The sequence below is a fragment of the Sphingobacteriaceae bacterium GW460-11-11-14-LB5 genome (assembly GCA_002151545.1).
Taxonomy (GTDB): domain Bacteria; phylum Bacteroidota; class Bacteroidia; order Sphingobacteriales; family Sphingobacteriaceae; genus Pedobacter.
This window is the reverse complement of sequence record CP021237.1, coordinates 5,780,355-5,798,882: the sequence shown is the minus strand read 5'-3', so window position 1 is coordinate 5,798,882 and position 18,528 is coordinate 5,780,355. Positions and strand designations below refer to the sequence as shown.

Annotated in this window: 19 protein-coding genes; 14 read left to right on the top strand and 5 right to left on the bottom strand. The window is 38.4% G+C overall.

All coding sequences use genetic code 11. From position 1 onward, the window contains the following. Positions 1–539: 539 nt before the first annotated feature. From CA265_23750 to CA265_23740, 3 genes are all read right to left on the bottom strand, one after another. Complete coding sequence (locus CA265_23750) at positions 540–2,345, bottom strand: translational GTPase TypA (GenBank protein ARS42507.1); 1,806 nt, start codon at positions 2,343–2,345, stop codon at positions 540–542. Positions 2,346–2,542: 197 nt separating this feature from the next. Then, positions 2,543–3,316 (bottom strand): alpha/beta hydrolase, encoded by a 774-nt coding sequence (locus CA265_23745; protein ID ARS42506.1) that lies wholly within the window; start codon positions 3,314–3,316, stop codon positions 2,543–2,545. A gap of 76 nt (positions 3,317–3,392) precedes the next feature. Next, on the bottom strand, positions 3,393–3,980 hold the full coding sequence (locus CA265_23740; protein ID ARS42505.1) for a Crp/Fnr family transcriptional regulator: 588 nt from the start codon (positions 3,978–3,980) through the stop codon (positions 3,393–3,395). A 158-nt stretch (positions 3,981–4,138) separates the two neighbouring features. On the opposite strand from CA265_23740, the gene CA265_23735 reads away from it, so the two are divergent. Further along, complete coding sequence (locus CA265_23735) at positions 4,139–4,498, top strand: alpha/beta hydrolase (protein ID ARS42504.1); 360 nt, start codon at positions 4,139–4,141, stop codon at positions 4,496–4,498. A gap of 106 nt (positions 4,499–4,604) precedes the next feature. Here the strand turns inward: CA265_23735 and CA265_23730 are convergent, their stop codons facing one another. Continuing rightward, positions 4,605–5,057, bottom strand: a complete 453-nt coding sequence (locus CA265_23730) for a glyoxalase (GenBank protein ID ARS42503.1) — start codon at positions 5,055–5,057, stop codon at positions 4,605–4,607. A 136-nt stretch (positions 5,058–5,193) separates the two neighbouring features. Here CA265_23730 and CA265_23725 point away from each other — a divergent pair, with 136 nt between their 5' ends. The 3 genes from CA265_23725 to CA265_23715 all read left to right on the top strand — a co-directional run bounded on the left by CA265_23725 (position 5,194) and on the right by CA265_23715 (position 8,351). Continuing rightward, positions 5,194–5,889: an urease-associated protein gene (locus CA265_23725; protein ID ARS42502.1), complete on the top strand. Its 696-nt coding sequence runs from the start codon at positions 5,194–5,196 to the stop codon at positions 5,887–5,889. A gap of 114 nt (positions 5,890–6,003) precedes the next feature. Continuing rightward, complete coding sequence (locus CA265_23720) at positions 6,004–7,440, top strand: membrane-bound O-acyltransferase family protein (protein ARS42501.1); 1,437 nt, start codon at positions 6,004–6,006, stop codon at positions 7,438–7,440. Between the two features lie 2 nt (positions 7,441–7,442). Further along, the gene (locus CA265_23715; GenBank protein ID ARS42500.1) at positions 7,443–8,351 is read left to right on the top strand and encodes a hypothetical protein; all 909 of its coding nucleotides are present in this window, start codon (positions 7,443–7,445) and stop codon (positions 8,349–8,351) included. Positions 8,352–8,354: 3 nt separating this feature from the next. Here the strand turns inward: CA265_23715 and CA265_23710 are convergent, their stop codons facing one another. Further along, on the bottom strand, positions 8,355–9,167 hold the full coding sequence (locus CA265_23710) for an esterase (GenBank protein ARS42499.1): 813 nt from the start codon (positions 9,165–9,167) through the stop codon (positions 8,355–8,357). A gap of 183 nt (positions 9,168–9,350) precedes the next feature. Between CA265_23710 and CA265_23705 the strand changes: the two genes are divergently transcribed. The 10 genes from CA265_23705 to CA265_23660 all read left to right on the top strand — a co-directional run bounded on the left by CA265_23705 (position 9,351) and on the right by CA265_23660 (position 17,821). Then, positions 9,351–10,058, top strand: a complete 708-nt coding sequence (locus CA265_23705; protein ARS42498.1) for an esterase — start codon at positions 9,351–9,353, stop codon at positions 10,056–10,058. 189 nt (positions 10,059–10,247) lie between these two features. Then, positions 10,248–11,342 carry a glutathione synthase gene (locus CA265_23700; GenBank protein ID ARS42497.1) on the top strand — a complete coding sequence of 365 codons (1,095 nt, stop codon included), beginning with the start codon at positions 10,248–10,250 and terminating at the stop codon, positions 11,340–11,342. Between the two features lie 29 nt (positions 11,343–11,371). Then, positions 11,372–12,472 carry a carboxylate-amine ligase gene (locus CA265_23695; protein ARS42496.1) on the top strand — a complete coding sequence of 367 codons (1,101 nt, stop codon included), beginning with the start codon at positions 11,372–11,374 and terminating at the stop codon, positions 12,470–12,472. Positions 12,473–12,479: 7 nt separating this feature from the next. Further along, a complete protein-coding gene (locus CA265_23690) occupies positions 12,480–13,307 on the top strand; it encodes a GMP synthase (protein ARS42495.1) in 828 nt (275 codons plus the stop codon). An 11-nt stretch (positions 13,308–13,318) separates the two neighbouring features. Further along, on the top strand, positions 13,319–14,005 hold the full coding sequence (locus CA265_23685; GenBank protein ID ARS42494.1) for a hypothetical protein: 687 nt from the start codon (positions 13,319–13,321) through the stop codon (positions 14,003–14,005). Positions 14,006–14,019: 14 nt separating this feature from the next. Further along, positions 14,020–15,207, top strand: a complete 1,188-nt coding sequence (locus tag CA265_23680; GenBank protein ID ARS42493.1) for a hypothetical protein — start codon at positions 14,020–14,022, stop codon at positions 15,205–15,207. A 225-nt stretch (positions 15,208–15,432) separates the two neighbouring features. Beyond that, entirely contained in the window at positions 15,433–15,591 is a 159-nt protein-coding gene (locus tag CA265_23675) for a FeoB-associated Cys-rich membrane protein (GenBank protein ID ARS42492.1), read from the top strand. 12 nt (positions 15,592–15,603) lie between these two features. After that, positions 15,604–16,191 carry a cyclic nucleotide-binding protein gene (locus CA265_23670; GenBank protein ID ARS42491.1) on the top strand — a complete coding sequence of 196 codons (588 nt, stop codon included), beginning with the start codon at positions 15,604–15,606 and terminating at the stop codon, positions 16,189–16,191. Positions 16,192–16,342: 151 nt separating this feature from the next. Continuing rightward, the gene (locus CA265_23665) at positions 16,343–16,873 is read left to right on the top strand and encodes a hypothetical protein (GenBank protein ID ARS42490.1); all 531 of its coding nucleotides are present in this window, start codon (positions 16,343–16,345) and stop codon (positions 16,871–16,873) included. Positions 16,874–16,951: 78 nt separating this feature from the next. After that, complete coding sequence (locus CA265_23660; protein ID ARS43111.1) at positions 16,952–17,821, top strand: short-chain dehydrogenase; 870 nt, start codon at positions 16,952–16,954, stop codon at positions 17,819–17,821. Positions 17,822–18,528 lie beyond the last annotated feature (707 nt).

The window sequence follows — 18,528 nt, the reverse complement described above, 5'->3', positions numbered from 1 at the left end:
TAGCAAAAACACAAAATTAAAACTGAAAGCAAAATTAATTGCCATCTAATTGTTAGTTTTTTTATTCCTACAGGTTTTATGAAAAAACGCTGACAAAAATTGCACATTGATTAACGATTTAACTGACCAGCAACACCTTACCCGAAGTTATTCTCCCCTGCCATTGAAGTCGGCAACGCTCAAATTAGGTGAATAATCAACCAATCTATAATCACAGCCCTAACCGTTCTAAACCTTATTTTAGCGGTATCCCCCGATTCTTCATCGGGGATTTAGCGGAAAGAAGGACTAACCTTAAAAAATGCACTAAAACTGCTTTTCTTATTATTTCTATTACCGTTTAAGATTTAACACAAGAGTTGACAACTTCAGCTCCTATTGACTATTAAAGTTGTCAACTCTAATTAGAAACATAAATGATGCGCCCAGCTCAGATGTTCTTAGGTGGCTCAGGTGGTAAACCAATTAGCAACCTTTAATGTTTAAACGCAAAAAGCCCCGATTTACATCGGGGCTTTAATATGTATATGTTTAAGGAATTAAGCGAATTGCTTTCCTTTAACTTTACGTTCTTGTTCTGTTAAGAAGATTTTACGTAAACGCATGCTTTGCGGTGTAACCTCGATATATTCATCAGCCTGGATGTATTCCATTGCTTCTTCTAAAGAGAATTTAATTGCTGGTGCGATACGCGTGTTATCATCAGTACCAGAAGCACGCATGTTGGTTAATGCTTTACCTTTTACCACGTTTACCACTAAATCGTTATCACGGATGTGCTCACCCATAATCTGACCTTCGTAAACATCAGTTCCCGGATCGATGAAGAAACGACCTCTATCTTGTAACTTATCAATTGAATAAGCTGTAGTTTGTCCTTTTTCCATTGAAACCAATACACCATTTAAACGACCTGGGATTGTACCTTTCCAAGGCTCGTAAGCTTTGAAACGGTGTGCCATAATCGCTTCTCCTGCTGTAGCAGTTAAAACGTTATTACGTAAACCAATGATACCACGTGCCGGAATTTCGAATTCTAAGTGTTGTAAATCGCCTTTTGGCTCCATAATTAACAACTCACCTTTACGTTGAGTTACCAATTCGATTACTTTACCAGAAACTTCTCCCGGAACATCAACGATTAAAGTTTCAATTGGCTCATGTTTTTTACCATCAATTTCTTTAATGATAACCTGAGGCTGACCTACCTGAATCTCATAACCTTCACGACGCATCGTTTCGATTAATACAGATAAATGGAGAATACCACGACCATAAACTAACCAGGCGTCTGGAGAAGCTGTTTCAACAACTTTTAAAGCTAAGTTTTTCTCCATCTCTTTGTATAAACGTTCTTTAATACGCTGAGAGGTTACTAATTTACCTTCTTTACCAAAAAATGGAGAGTTATTAATGGTGAACAACATGTTCATGGTTGGCTCATCAATGCTGATCACCGGTAATTGTTCTGGTGCTTCGAAATCAGCAATAGTATCGCCAATATCAAATCCATCAATACCTACAACCGCACAAATATCACCTGAACTTACTTCTGAAGTACGGATTTTTCCTAAACCTTCGAAAGTATAAAGTTCTTTTACTCTTGATTTTACAATTTTACCATCGCGTTTAATTAAAGTAACCGGTTGGTTTTCTTTAATTGTACCACGGTGTACACGACCAATTGCGATACGACCAACGAAAGATGAATAATCTAACGAAGTGATCTGCATTTGCAAAGTACCGTCGTTAATTGGTGCAGGTGGAATATTAGCCACAACCGCATCTAATAAAGCGAAGATATCAGTAGTGGGTACTTTCCAGTCGGTACTCATCCATCCTTGTTTAGATGAACCGTAAATTACCGGGAAATCCAATTGATCTTCAGTGGCTTCAAGGTTAAAGAACAATTCGAAAATCTGCTCGTAAACCTCTTCCGGGCGACAGTTTTCTTTATCCACTTTGTTTACTACCACAATTGGTTTTAAACCAAGGGCCAAAGCTTTTTGCGTTACGAAACGCGTTTGAGGCATTGCACCTTCAAAAGCATCGCAAAGTAAAAGTACACCATCTGCCATTTTCAAAACACGCTCTACCTCACCGCCGAAATCCGCGTGACCAGGAGTGTCAATAATGTTAATTTTTACGTCTTTGTATTGAACCGATACGTTTTTAGATACAATCGTGATACCACGCTCGCGCTCTAAATCGTTGTTATCCAATATCAAATCTCCTGTTTGTTCGTTGTCACGAAAAATAGAACAAGAATGTAAAATCTTATCAACCAAAGTAGTTTTGCCGTGGTCAACGTGTGCTATAATAGCTATATTTCTAATCTTTTGCATAAAATGCGCCTCAAATTTGGCGCAAAGATAGTGTTTTGAAATGGATTTTCTACTATATCTCTCACTATTTAATATGATGATAATGTTGTAATTATCTCATTTTTAAACAGAAAAGCGAGAGCAATGTTTTCCCTTTCTTACACACCCGCCTTTCCGGTTAGAATTAATTTAAAACCTTAAGTAAACCTGTCAGGAATTTAGTTTTTGATCCAGTTGTAGATATAAGTTGCTACTTCTTCCCAGTTTTTTTCACCACAAATGAAGTGGCCTCTTCCTTCAAACATTTTAAAATCGGTTATGCTATCTGGATTTTTGTAGGCTTTAAAATTTCTTTTGTTCAAACTCGCTGGCATAATATGGTCTTTTTCGCCAGCGATAAACAATAAAGGTTGGTGGGCTTTTTTAAAATCTACCTTGGCATAACTTTTTAAGGTTCCCCAGGCAATCGCTCTGCTTTCTGGCACCACAAATTCATCAAATACCTGATCAGATGCTGCTCTTGGCAAAGTATTACCGAAGGTATAATGGAACCACGATTTAGTAGGCATAAAAACAGAATTACCTTTAAATGGATTAACCACTGTAAAATTAGATTTCCAGAAGCTCCATTCGTATGGAATAACACCCATTGGAGGGGCACCATCAATCATTACCCCAGCTTCGCCTTTACCCAGGTCCATTAATTTTTGAACGGTTAAACCGCCCAATGAGTGTCCGATCAGAATGGGTTTCTCCGGCAGGGTGTCGATAAATTTCACAAGGTTATTCACCACATCAACGAAATTTACCTTGGTTAGATTGGGATCAATGTTGGTTCTTAAAGCAGTTGGATCACCTTCATGCGATGGATTTGCAGGTGTATAAACGGTGTAACCTTTAGCTTCGAAGAAAGTTTTCCAATTTTCCCAACTTTTATTGTTTACAAATAGACCATGTACAAATACGATTGTTTTTGATTTTAAAGTTTTCATGTTGTTTTTAGTTTTAATTTGATACCTCAAATCTCCAGCTTAAAAACAGCAATAATTTTAACCTAAGTTAAAATCGTTATTTACCTGTAAGTCTTTTTCTTATCCTGCTTAACGATGGCCCCTGGATGCCCAAATAAGAGGAAATATGATAGAGCGGAATATTATTAAAAATTTGCGGGTGGTATTTAATCAGATCGAGATAACGCTGCTCGGGTGTTTTAAAAACAAAACTCTCCGCCCTATCCATAGCGATGTTAAATGCCTCCTGCGCCAAAAGCCGTCCAAAAGTCTCCCATTGATGAGATTGCTGGTACAATTGCAATAAATCATCAATATGGATATAAACCACAGTCGCATCAGTCATGGCCTGTGTATGATAATCGCAAGGTTGTTGGTTAATAAAACTTTTAAAGGTTACTACAAACTGGTTGCCTGAGTATAAAAAGACATTTTTCTCTTCGCCGCTTTTCTCATCAACCACGTAAGAGCGAAATACCCCATCGATGATAAATCCTAAAAATTTGCAAACCGTTCTATGCTGGTTATAGAAATCGCCTTTTTTATATTGTTTTATTTTCCAGTGTGGTTTTGAGGATTCGAACGCTTCGGCGTCCATTTTAGCAAACTGAGAAAAGGCATAAGCAACAATTTCGATTTCTTGCATGGTTGTGGGAGGATAATTAGCTTTAAAGGCTAATATCGCTATAAAATTCTAAAATAGAATAAACAGATTTTTACCAGATGTTCTGTTTAAAAGCAAAATTTATATTAGCAGCAAGGAAATGAATATCATTACCTTTATCCGCCTATTTAAAATTACCGATGAAAATTGAATCACACACCATAAACAATACCAATATTGCCGAGCTCATTTCGGAAGAAATCATCATTAATCATGCAGAAGATGGATTAGATTTATTGGGGAACTTATATTACCAGGGCTTTGATAAAATTATTATCCATGAACGCAATATCACGCCCGATTTCTTTGACCTTAAAAACGGGATAGCCGGAGAAATTCTCCAAAAGTTTTCAAATTACCGGGTAAGCCTGGCCATTATTGGCGATTTTAGTCCATATCAAAGCAAAAGCATCAAAGATTTTATTTACGAAAGTAACAAAGGCAAACACATTAATTTTTTGGGCTCAACAGCTGAAGCCCTGCGGAAATTTTCCGGTTAAACTATTTGTTATGAACATTGTCACATTGAGCTTGTCGAAATGCTTTAAGCGATACTTCATAGATCCTTCGACAAGCTCAAGATGACAATTCTATAATAAGATTACATTAAATATTTCTATTTAACCACTCCTGGTAAGAAATCACGCCCAACTCTGGCCTGGCCTCTCCTTCTAAAATGGCAATAAATTCCAATATATGCCCGTCAGGATCATTAAAATAAATGGCCAAGGCTGGCATCCAGGCGAAAACCATAGGTTCGTGGTTTCCATTTTTAAGAAAGTTATAGGGCTTTAGGTTTTTAGATTCAAGAAAACTAATCGATTTGTCCAGTACGTCTTCCAGGTCGCAACCAAAGGCAAAATGTCTGACATCAATCTCAACTTTTGGTTTTTCCCAGATCCCCAGCATCGCTTCTTTTGGTTTCCCTATCCAGAAAAATGCAATTCTGCGTTCTTCTTCGTAATGGCATTGTGTTAAGCCCAGGGTATTGCTGTAAAAATCAATCGATCTTGCCAAATCTTCAACATAAATATGGGTTTCAAAAAGTCCTTTTATCATATTGTGAATGTAGGTATTAGTTGAAGTCGCAAAAAATCATGTTTTTCGATGCCGCCATCAATAAAATCGATATCCCGCAGTAAATGGGTTACCAAAAACTCAAATGCTGTATTAAGGATAAAATAATCTGACCGAAATGAACAAAAGGTTTTTAAAATATGCTGGCAGATGCTGCATTGCTTTGATTATGCTGATTGGATTTTACTTTTTAACGGCTTTTGCTTGTTCGCGTATCACTATAAATGCCTATCCAAAAAACGCTAAGGAAGTTAACATATATATTATGACTAACGGCGTACATACTGATATTATCGTTCCGGCGGTAAGCGCAGAAATGGACTGGACAAAAGAAATCAGTTACCAAAATACGCTGGAGGCCGATAGCACTTATCAATACCTGGCGATGGGTTGGGGCGACAAGAAATTCTACCTTGAAACACCAGAATTTTCAGACCTTAAACTCAGCAATGGGCTCAGGGCCATTTCAGGCTTAAGCACATCTGCCATGCACACCACTTACTACAAAAACATTTGGGAAGATGCGGACTGTAAGAAAATTAGCATCAGCAAAACGCAATATCGACAGTTGATCGATTACATCTTAAATAGCTTCAAAAAAGATGAAGCCGGACATTTGATCAATGTAAAATCGAATATCCATTACGATATTGGCGATGCCTTTTATGAGGCAAAAGGGAGTTACAGCATTTTCAAAACCTGTAATACCTGGGCTAATGCAGCACTAAAAGCATGCGGACAAAGAAGCTGTTTGTGGACCATTTTCGATACTGGTATTTTTCTAAAATACAGCGATAGAAATACCGTGAAGTAGCTATACAGGTATTTTACAACTTTAAGCAATTCTGCGTACAAATTTACCGACCCTATTAATCGGACGGCTCAAAGCGTTAATTTTATTCCTAAACGAAGTATTAACCTCAACGCTATGCTGTTTAACTCTTTTAGCTTTGCTGCTTTTCTGCCCATAGTTTTTATACTGTACTGGGTTTTGGGAAAAGAACGTTTAAGATCTAAAAATATATTATTGCTGGGGGCAAGCTATTTCTTTTATGCCTGCTGGGATTGGCGTTTTATGTTCCTGCTCATTTTTTCCACCTTACTGGATTATTTCACCGGCTTAAAAATGACGGAAAGTAAAAACAGTAAGTCTAAAAAATTTTGGTTCTGGCTGAGCATTTCCATCAATCTGGGTTTTTTAGGGATATTTAAATACTACAATTTTTTCGCCGACTCTTTTGCCGATGCCATTGCAAATTTTGGCCTTCAGGTAAACCCATGGACATTAAAAGTCATTTTACCTGTGGGCATATCGTTTTATACTTTTCATGGTTTGTCGTATGTAATCGATATTTATAAAAACCGGATACCGGCAGAAAAGAACTTTATTGATTATTCTTTATTTGTGAGTTTTTTCCCGCTGCTGGTTGCCGGGCCCATAGAACGGGCAACGCATTTACTTCCTCAGATCAAAAAAGAAAGATCTTTTGATTACAGCAGGGCGATTGATGGTTTACGCCAGATTTTATGGGGTCTGTTTAAAAAAATCGTCATTGCCGATCAGTGTGCCAATTACGCCAATATGATTTTTAATCATTCCGGAGAATATTCCGGCAGCACTTTATTGCTTGGCGCCATTCTTTTTGCTTTTCAGATTTATGGCGATTTCTCTGGCTATTCAGACATTGCCCTGGGTACAGCACGGTTATTTGGGATTGAGCTGTTAAGAAACTTTGCCTATCCCTATTTCTCCAGGGATATTGCCGAATTCTGGCGGAGATGGCATATCTCGTTATCCACCTGGTTCAGAGATTACCTTTACATCCCATTAGGTGGAAGCAAAGGCGGCACCTGGATAAAAGTAAGGAATACGTTTATCATCTTTTTAGTGAGCGGTTTTTGGCATGGTGCCAACTGGACATTCATCATCTGGGGATTATTAAATGCACTGTACATTATGCCCTTGATTGTTTTCAATACTAACCGATCGAACCTGGATACTGTTGCTCAAGGAAAAATATTCCCAAGCTTAAAAGAATTTGCAGCGATGGTATTAACCTTCGGTTTAACTGTTTTCGCCTGGATCTTTTTCAGGGCAAATTCTGTACAGCATGCTTTCAATATCATATCAGCCATTGGTTCTGAGTCGTTTTTCAGTATTCCCCAAATATTGCCGGTTAAACTATTTCTGTTATTGGCCTTGTTTATTTTAATCGAATGGAATGGCAGAATGGAACAATATGCCATTGCCAGATTTGCATTATCGTGGCCTAAACCAATTAGATGGGGTATTTACTACGGCCTTGTGCTGGTCATATTCTTTTTCGCAGGCGCCGAACAACAATTCATTTACTTTCAATTTTAGCTATGAAAAAATTCACTAGATCTATCGCCATCTTTCTGCTTCCAATTCTCTTTCTGGCTGTTTTTTGCGAAGTTTTGATCCGAAGGATTCCAAACGATTACGAGTACAAAAAAAGTTATCTCGACCATCACGCCAAAGAGGTAAGTATTTTGTTTCTGGGCAGCTCTCATGTATATTATGGCATCGATCCGAAATACATCAAATCGAGCTTTAACGCGAGTTACATTTCGCAGTCCTTTGATTATGATCTGGAAATTTTAAAAAAGTACAGCCAACAATGGGATCATTTAAAATACATTGTCATCCCTGTTGATTATTTTTCCTTTTATGGCCGTTTACAAAATAGTCCCGAAGCCTGGCGGGCAAAAAATTACCGCATTTATTACGACATCAATACTGATCATAAAATTTTTAACAGTACGGAAATACTGAGCAATAAACTCGACATCAATTTAAGCAGGCTTTTAAACCATTATGTTAGAGGGGAAAATGACATTAGCTGCAGCAGCCTGGGTTGGGGTTCGAGCTACAAAGCGATTCATCACAAAGACTTAATCAAAAGTGGCGTAACAGCCGCAGCACGACATACTGCGAAAGATAATCTACAATATTCAACTAACCTGCATTTACTGGATGAAATTATCGCCTTTGCCGAGCACAAGCATATAAAGGTGGTCTTGTTTACCAGCCCGGCTTATAAATCTTATGTATCGCATTTAAGCAAAAACCAGTTGAAGACTACACTTTCTACCATTAAAAAACTGAATACCTTCCACACTACAGTCAGGTACTTTAATCTTTTGCAGGATAGTTCTTTTCATGCGCAGGATTTTTACGATGGCGATCACCTTAACGAAATCGGGGCTAAGAAACTCAGTTTAAAAATGAATGCGCTTTTGGCGAAGATATAACCGTTAAACTTCAAATGCCCAATCTAAAAAGGCCGGCATTACACTTTCCCAGGTGGGAACATCATGTTTGCCGCCTACTTTTTCGTAGTAAAAAACATTGTCAGGCCTTTTATAGCCTTTGTTTAAGAGTATTTTAACTACATCAATCGTATCATCTATCGAATCGATAATCATATTTTTATTCCGATCGGCCTTTTCGTCTTCTGTCCCGGTCATTAACCAGAATTTCATATCCGGACTGGTAGAAGTACTTTCCAGCTGCGCATGCATAATACGGTCGGCATCGCTATAACCCTCGGTCAAATCTTTTTTTCTCCACCAAAATGCGCCAGAAAAAACACCAACGGCATCAAAAGCAGAAGGATTGTTCCAGGCAATATCAAAAGCAGATAAACCGCCCAAAGAAAATCCGGCAAAACCTACTTTACCGGTTATTGGCATTGCAATTTTCTTTTTAACAAAAGGTAAAAGTTCTTTGATCACGAAATCGCTGTATAAGTGGGCTTTCGCCCCGCGGCCCTTAAAATCAGGAACGCCTGCAACACCATATTCCATTAATCGGTCGGCTGATGCCCTAATGGCCACAACAATTAACCTGTGGTTTCTTTTGCCATGGTGGGCTTCTTCTAAAATGCGGCTAAACTCCATTTTGGCCACATCCTGCCCATCATTTAATAAAAGAAGCTCTATTTTTTCATTCCCTAAAATACCTTCAGGTGTATAAATATCTATTTCTACCTCATGCTTTAAATAAGCTGAGGGTATTTTAAAGTGGCTGGTGTTAACTTTTACCGATAAAATTGTGGTGTACATCATAATCAAAATCCCCTATCACATGGCTATCGCCTCAGAATTAGGGTGCAAAGGTACAAATCTCCGTAAACTATTAATTATCATAGGTTAATTTTTACAATTGGCTTTCGATTGGTATCATTTTTACGGCTTAAGCTATTCTTTTTGTAGATTTTAATTTATACCTTAAGTCATTCAATTTTTATTATGGTTAAAGAAGAACATAAGAAATGGTACAGCCCGAATTTAAGTGGCGAAATCGACATGCTCATCTTTGGTCACGGTGGTATCCCTATCCTACTGTTCCCGACAAGCATGGGTCGATATTTTGAAAATAAAGATTTTAAGTTGATCGATTCTGTTGAGGGTTTTATCAACGAAGGAAAAATTAAGATCTATTGCCCGGATGGTGTTGACAAATTAAGCTGGTACAACAAAAGTATCCATCCTGCAGACAGGGTTAAAAACCACATCTGGTACGACAAGTATTTACTGGAAGAAGTAGCACCTTTGGCCAGACATGAAACCGGACACAGTAAAATTATTACTGCCGGCTGTAGTTTTGGCGGTTACCATGCTGCTAATTTCGCTTTCCGGCATCCCTGGCTGGTTAGCCATATGTTTAGCATGAGTGGCGCTTTCGATATTTCTGGCCAGCTGGATGGTTTTTACAATGATGATGTTTATTTCAACAACCCTGTTGACAACCTGCTGAACAACAGTAATCCTGAATTACACTACATGAAAATTGTGCTGGGTACAACCGATCGGGATATGTGCAGGGGCGACAATGAACGTTTATCAGAAATTTTAAGAAAAAAAGGCATCGACCATTGGCTGGATATCAGGCAAAATGCTGATCACGATTGGCCCATCTGGAGAGAAATGTTTCCGGATTATATCGCACAATTATAATTATTTAGGCTAAAGACCAACATCCCGGGTCGATTACTTAGCAAGAACTACAGTTTTAAAACAATTAACCGATTAACCAGTTAAACAATTAAACTAAAATTTACCAATGAAACCATCATGAGCAAACAAGTACAACCAGCAACACTGCTCATGATCGCTTAATCACCATTGAAAGACAAATTTAAAACGATGAAAAAAATAGGGATTTTATTTGGACAGGAACGCTCTTTTCCTGAAGCCGTAATCGAAAGAATCAATCAAAAAGCAGAAAAAGGCATTACTGCCGAAGCTGTTAAAATCGACAAAATATTTCAGAATGCACCATTAGGTTATTCGGTCATTATCGATCGCATTTCGCAGGATGTACCATTCTACCGCGCATCATTAAAAAATGCCGCAATTACCGGAACTGCCGTAATCAACAATCCATTTTGGTGGAGTGCTGATGAGAAATTTTTCAATAATGCACTGGCTGAGCAAATTGGTGTACCCGTACCCAAAACTGCCTTAATCCCATCACGGGAACACCCTGCAGGAACCACTGGAGAATCTTTCTCGAACTTAACCATGCCATTAGATTGGAATGCCATTTTCGAATACACTGGCTTTCCGGCCTATATGAAGCCTTACGATGGTGGGGGCTGGAGAGATGTTTATAAACTGCATGATAAAGAAGATTTTTTTGATAAACACAGTGGCACACAACAATTGGTGATGCTTTTGCAGGAAGAAATTATTTTCGAAGAATATTTCAGGTGTTATTGCATAGGCGGAAAATACGTTCGTATTATGCAGTACGATCCACGGAACCCACATCATTTGCGCTATGCAACAGAAGGTAAATCGCCAGATCCAAAACTGCTTAAAACCGTAGAAGAATACACCTTAAAACTATGTAAATATTTAGGATACGATTTCAATACGGTTGAATTCGCGGTGCGTGATGGCGTGCCTATTGCAATCGATTTCTGTAACCCTGCACCAGATGCCGACATTAAAAGCGTTGGTCAGGAAAATTTTGACTGGGTAGTAGAAACCACAGCCAATTATGCCATAGAAAGGGCTAAAGCGCAAAAAGACGGACAAGATAATTTAACCTGGGGCGAATACATCAAATCATCGGTTGGCGGTAAACCGCTAATGGCTAAGGCTACACCAAAGGTGGCTAAAGCGGCAGCGCCAAAGAAAGTTACTGTTACAGAAAAGGCTAAAGCTACACCAAAGAAACCGGCAACAGCAGAAAAAGCACCAGCAAAGCCTAAAAAAGCTGCACCAAAAAAATAATTGGGATTTAAATTTTAATCAATATCAGGATGAACGAGTTTACGCTGGGCATAGAAGAAGAATACATGGTAATTGATCCCGTTACCAGAGAGCTTACTTCTCACGACCAAAAAATTGTAGAGGCTGCACAAAAAATTCACAAAGACCAGGTTAAGGCCGAAATGCACCAGGCTGTAGTAGAAGTTGGAACTGGCATTTGTAAAACAACCACCGAGGCACGTAAAGAGATTTCTCAGTTACGTTATACCGTATCACAACTCGCCGGCGAACAAGGCTTAAGAATTGGCGCTGCTGGCACTCACCCCTTTTCGCACTGGGAAAAACAGTTAATTACTGAACATCCACGCTATAATGAGATTGTAAACGAACTGCAGGAAGCCGCACGCTCTAACCTCATTTTTGGCCTGCATGTACATGTAGGTTTCCAGTCTCGTGAACTGGCCATTCATATTGCCAACCAGGTGAGGTATTTTTTACCGCACGTTTTTGCTTTATCAACCAATTCTCCTTTTTGGGAATCACGAAATACAGGTTACAAATCTTTCCGCACCAAAATTTTCGATAAATTTCCCCGCACCGGTATTCCTGATATTTTTAACAGCATAGAGGATTATGATAATTATGTAAAACTGCTCATCAAAACCAATTGCATGGACAATGCAAAGAAAATCTGGTGGGATATTCGTGTTCATCCGTTTTTTGATACCGTAGAGTTCCGCATTTGCGATTGCCCGATGCTAATTGATGAAACCATGGCTTTTACCGCATTATTTCAGGCTTTATGTGCCAAACTGTACAAATTACGGTTGCAGAACATGGAATTTATCAGTTATTCGAGAGCATTAATTAACGAGAATAAATGGCGGGCTGCACGTTATGGAATTGACGGGAATCTAATCGATTTTGGAAAAGAAATGGAAGTAAACTGCCGCAATCTTATTTTAGAATTATTGGATTTTGTGGATGATGTAGTAGATGATTTAGGCTGCCGTGATGATATTAATTACGTGCATAAAATCCTCGAACATGGCACAGGCGCAGACCGGCAGTTGGCAGTTTACCAACAAACTGGTAACTTTGAGGCGGTGGTAGATTATATTACTACTCAAACACTTATAGGCGCAAAGTAATTTTATAATGGATAAAAGTAGCTTAAAGGTGGCCGTTATTGACATGAATAATGGCGCACCTAATCAGGGTATGCGGGGGATTCAGGAAATTTTATCCCGTTTTAGAAACGAAAACAATATCGATTTAAGCTTTGATATTTTTGATTTAAGGCAAAAAGGAGAAATACCAGGCATCGGATATGATGCTTATATCTCTAGTGGCGGGCCAGGAAGTCCGGTTGAAAGTAAGGGTGAACAATGGGAAAATGATTTCTTTCACCTCTTAGATCAGATAGAAGCTTTTAACCATAAAAACGACGAAAGAAAAAAGTATGCCTTTTTGATCTGCCATTCCTTCCAATTGGCTTGCAGGAAATATGAATTGGGCAATGTAACCGAAAGGCGCTCGAATGCTTTTGGTATTTTCCCGATTACCTTAACAGAAGATGGAGAAAAAGACGAAATTTTTAATGGCATCACCAACCCTTTCTTTTCAGTCGATAGCAGAGACTGGCAGGTTATCGAACCAGATTTTGCTGCTTTCGAGAAAAAAGGCGCTAAATTATTGGCTATCGAAAAAGAACGTAAACATGTCGATTTAGAACGCTGTATGATGTCAATCCGCTTCTCTGATGAAATTATCGGTACACAGTTCCATCCAGAAGCTGATCCGGTAGGCATGAAAATGTATTTGCTTCAGGAGGAAAAGAAAAAGGCTATTGTTGATATGCACGGCGAACAAAAATACCTGGATATGTTAAACAGTTTAGACGATCCGGCAAGGATTGTGCTGACGCAAAGTGTTATTTTACCTAATTTCTTACAAAAAGCAATTGGGAATTTACAAGAGGCATAGAACTAACACTCATGAAAGCGGTAGAAGACTATAAGCTACAAGATATCGAATTACGGGATGTAGAAGATACACTAGGTTACATAGCAAAAGCTTTCGAACTCAATTTGTCATCTGATGCTTTTTCAGAAACAAAAACATTTGGAGATATCTGCCAGGTTTTCCAAGATAACATTGCTTATCAGAATGAAGAAAGTTGTACCTCTCAACAAGCCTTTTATAAGATCCGAAGTGCCATCGCTGTTTCACAAAAAATTGATAGAGGAAGTATTACCCCTAGGACTCGCCTTCATGAAGTTTTCCCTAGGATTGGTCGTAGGAAGAAAATAAAAGCATTTCAAAAAGAACTGGGTATACCAGTTAATTTTTTAACCATGAAAACTTGGCTAATATTTTTAATTATTGGTGGTTTTATAATCTCATTGGTAGCTTTTTTCTTTAATTGGAAATTTGCTTTGACAGGGATTTTGACTTGTTTGATTTTTAACTGGATAGCAATGAAGCTCCGTCAGGAGATTGAATATATCTCAATTGGTAAACTCACTATGAAAATTACAAGAGATCATTATATGCAAGTGAGAAGAAATCCTAACACCATCAATAGAAATGAAATAGTAAAAATAATTCAATGCAGTTTTATGTCAGATTTGGATTTAAAACTGACGGAACTACATAAGGACGCACTACTTGGCAAAATCTAAACAACACATTATACATGATACCTGCTCAACGCCAAAAATATAACCAGCAGTTTACCGAAGAGAAGTATCAAAACTTCCTTGCCGAATTGCAAAATGGCTATCCACCAATTCCTTTTCGTGTGGCAGAAACGCCAGTTTTTTTACCTAAAGCGTTAAAAGAAAAACTGATTGCAGCGGGTGAAGAAATCATAAAATTAATAAAGCAACCTAACTTTAAGGAACTCACCCAAAAATCAATTCCTGTAAGCTGGAATGTGCCCAATGAAAATGAGCAACCTCATTTTTTAACTTTCGATTTTGGCATATGTAAAAATGAAGGGGGAGAACTTGTTCCCATGTTAATCGAAATGCAGGGATTTCCTTCCTTATATGGCTTTCAGCATCATCTGGCCAAAACGTTTCAAAGCAGTTTCGAAATAGATCATTCGGTTAATTATTTTTTAAACGGATTTACCGAAGAAAAGTACATCAACCTGCTTAAAGAGGTTATTATTGGTAAACATCAGCCAGAAGAAGTGGCCTTAATGGATGTAGATGCACTTAACCAGAAAACGGCTATCGATTTTTTGGTTACCCAAAACATGCTTGGTATTAAAATTTTGGCACTGGAAGACATTAAAAAAGCAGGCAAACAGCTCTTTTACGAAGAAGATGGCAAAAAGATCCGGTTAAAAAGGATTTATAACCGCCTGATTTTTGATGAAGTGGCCGATAATACTGAAATTTTTAAAAACAGCTTCGATCCACGTGAGGAGCTGGACGTGGAATGGGTAACGCACCCTAACTGGTTTTACCGCATCAGTAAGTACACCATGCCATTTCTAAAAAGCGAATTTGTACCTGAAACACGTTTTTTAAATGAGTTGAATACAATCCCTAAAGATTTAGAAAATTACGTACTTAAGCCTTTATTCTCTTTTGCTGGCATGGGTGTAATTATCGATGTTAGCGAAACAGACATTAGCAATATAAAAGATCCCGAAAACTGGATTTTACAAAGAAAAGTAAATTACGAGCCAGCCGTACAGGCGCCTGATGGTGGTGTAAAGGCAGAAGTAAGAATGATGTACTTATGGCCCGATGGTGGCGAGCCTCAGCTTTGCATCAATCTGGCCAGGTTAAGCAAAGGCAAAATGATTGGCGTTCGTTACAATGCCGATTTCGATTGGGTTGGTGGTACTGTAGGTTTTATGGAAGAATAGTTCTTGTTTTCTTTACCATGGAGATTACAAAGAATAAAACACAGATATGCTCCTTCCGTGATTCCGTGGCAAGCAAAAAAGTTCGTAGATACATGAATTATAACGAAAGAAATAATAATTCATCTATTCAAGATAAAAAACCCCGTTTCCGCGGTGATAAAACCGTATCTCAATAATTTACATTCATCTGAACACCGTACTCCTAAAAGCACTTATATTTGCATTATGGATATTCAAACGATTTTAGTCTTTTTACTTTTTGCGGTAGCATTGGTATATGTTGGCCGTTTGGTTTTTAAATCTTTACAGGTAAAAAAAGATGGATGTGGTGGTAATTGTAAATGTGGTGTAGATTTTTCCGATATTAAGCCCGTAAAAAAATAACATCCCACCTTTATGATTCATCAGTTCCAAAAATACTTACAGGAAAAAATAGAAATAACTGATGAGCAGTTCGAAAGCATATCATCTGTTTTAAAGGTTAAAAAATTCGAGAAAAACGAAATATTGCAATATACCGGCGATAATTTCAAACACGGATATTTTGTAGGCAAAGGTTTGTTGCGTGCGTATTCAATTGACGCGAAAGGCAAAGAACACATCCTCCAGTTCGCCCCCGAAAACTGGTTGGTTTCTGACCGCAACAACATGAACAATGAGCCATCAATATTTTTTATCGATGCCATTGAAGCAACCGAAGCGGTGTTAATGCCCAACAATTTTATGGAAGAAGCAGCCAGACAAGTACCCTGCTTACAACCCATGCAAATTAAATTGCTCAACAATTCGATCCGCTTTATGCAGAAAAGAATTAACATGTTATTGAGTGCAACGGCGGAAGAAAGATACCTCGATTTTATTAAACTTTATCCTAACCTTACGCTCCGTGTGCCGCAATGGATGATCGCATCTTATCTGGGCATTACGCCTGAATCGTTAAGCCGTGTAAGAAAGGAGCTGGCTAATAAACACTTCAGACCATAGATTGAATGTTTTTGTTAAATCCTAACATTCAATCCTTCCCTCAATAACGCAATCATTTCATCTGTCATTACTTACCATACATCAATCTGTAGTCGAAACCTGCGCTGTACTTTTGTGTTGTAAATATTAAACATCTCAAAAAACAAAAGATATGGCAACTACAAAATGGACATTAGATCCAACCCACAGCGAATTACAATTTAAAGTAAAACACTTAATGATTACTACTGTAACCGGTAGTTTAAAATCTTTCTCAGCAGAATTATCATCTGAAGGTGATGAATTTGAAAATGCAGAAATTTCTTTCAAAGGCGACATCAATTCAATCGATACCGGAAATACTGACCGTGATAATCACTTAAAAAGCGGAGATTTTTTCGACGCTGAAAAATTTGCACACATCGAATTTAAATCTAGTTCAGTAGAAAAAGATGGCGGCGATTATATTGTTAAAGGCGATTTAACCATTAAAGGCGAAACCAAACCGGTAAAATTAACTGCAGAATTTGGTGGTATTGCTACCGATCCATGGGGAAATACCAAAGCAGGTTTTACTTTAAGCGGAAAAATTAACCGTTCCGAATTCGGTTTAACCTGGAATGCTGCGTTAGAAACTGGTGGCGTAATGGTAAGTGAAGAAGTTCGCATTTTAGGCGAATTACAGTTTGTAAAAAGTGTATAAGCATAGCGCAAAGGGAAATTAAGCATGGGGCTATAGCTCCATGCCCTATGCACCATGCCTTATTTAAATTTGAAGGTCGTGGAAACAAAACAAATAGAAAAAGTACTAAAAGCGCCAGCGCCACATATGGTTGGCGATGGCTTTAGGGTACATAATTTTTTCCCAAGCGGATATAAAATCAATATGAGCCCGTTTTTCTTAATGGATTATGGCTCAAAGATCGAATTTTCTGCAAGGAAGGAACCAAGAGGCGTAGGTGTTCACCCGCATCGGGGTTTCGAAACTGTAACGATAGCTTATCATGGTGCGGTTGCGCATCACGATAGCTCTGGAAACAGCGGTGTGATTTACCCGGGTGATGTACAATGGATGACTGCTGCAAGTGGTATATTACATAAAGAGTATCACGAAGCACAATACAGCTTAGCCGGCGGTCCATTTCAAATGGTGCAGCTTTGGGTTAACCTGCCAGCCAAAGATAAAATGGGCAAACCCGGCTATCAGGAAATTAAACAGGCTGATATGGCTCATTTTGATCTTCCCGAAAATGGAGGGAAAATTGAAATTATAGCAGGTAACTATCAGGGCATAAAAGGCAATGCAAAAACCTTTACCCCCATTGAACTCTATAATGCCAGACTGAATAAAGGTGGTGAAACTACTTTTAACTTCCCTGAGCATTTTAACACCGGATTTATGGTGATTGAAGGCTCGATTACAATAAACGGATCGGAAACCGTGGTAGCCGATCAATTTGTCTACTTCAAAAATAAAGGTGAGGAGATTAAGATCAATGCTTCAGAAAACAGTGTGATTTTGATTTTAAGCGGTGAACCTATAAATGAACCCATTGTTCAATACGGACCGTTTTTAATGAACACCCAGGATGAAATTCACCAGGCGATTGAAGATTATAACCAGGGGCGATTCGGTTATTTAGAAGAATAAAAAGAAAATCGTCCATCCATCATATAGATAAAAAAGCCAGCAAATTTTAAAAAATGCTGGCTTTTTTTGTAGATATATTTTGCAGGCTAACTCAATTTCATTAAGTAAGCATAAATGTTGTCTGAGCCTGTCTAAGACCTCTAATAGTTGAAAACAAAAAACATTTATCCATCGACTGGCTACCAATGACAGATCCTCTGCACGCTGCTATCCGGCATAGCAGATTTTCGCAGGAAAAAGCAAGGAAATCTTTGCTTCCACTTTCATCCCATCACAGCCCAAGGCAGAATCAAGCGAGTGCTGTGGGATGAGTGAGGCCAGAGCCTAGAGGCTGCCGTAATAAAGATTTTCTTAGGTTTTTACAAGAAATTGCGCAGCAATCTTTTATACCTATAAAAGCAACATTATCAGATAAAAAACGATGCAAGCCTTTCAGTTATGCCTTTGTAGTTGTTGTTTTTAAGGCAGGCATGCTTTCGCTGCGCTCAGGTTTGTTACTTTTTCATCAAGGAAAAAGTAAGAGCCATTCGGTGGCTAACCGACGCAAGACTGAGCAGAGGGCAAACTTATAGCAAGCACTTTAAGATTACCAATGGCGATTTTACGAAAAACCAGTCATCCCAACTCCCTTATTTTCCTAAAGCTGACCTCTCAGAATGACCATGCTTTTTTCGTTTCCCTCTTATCGCGTTTCAATCATGCAAGAA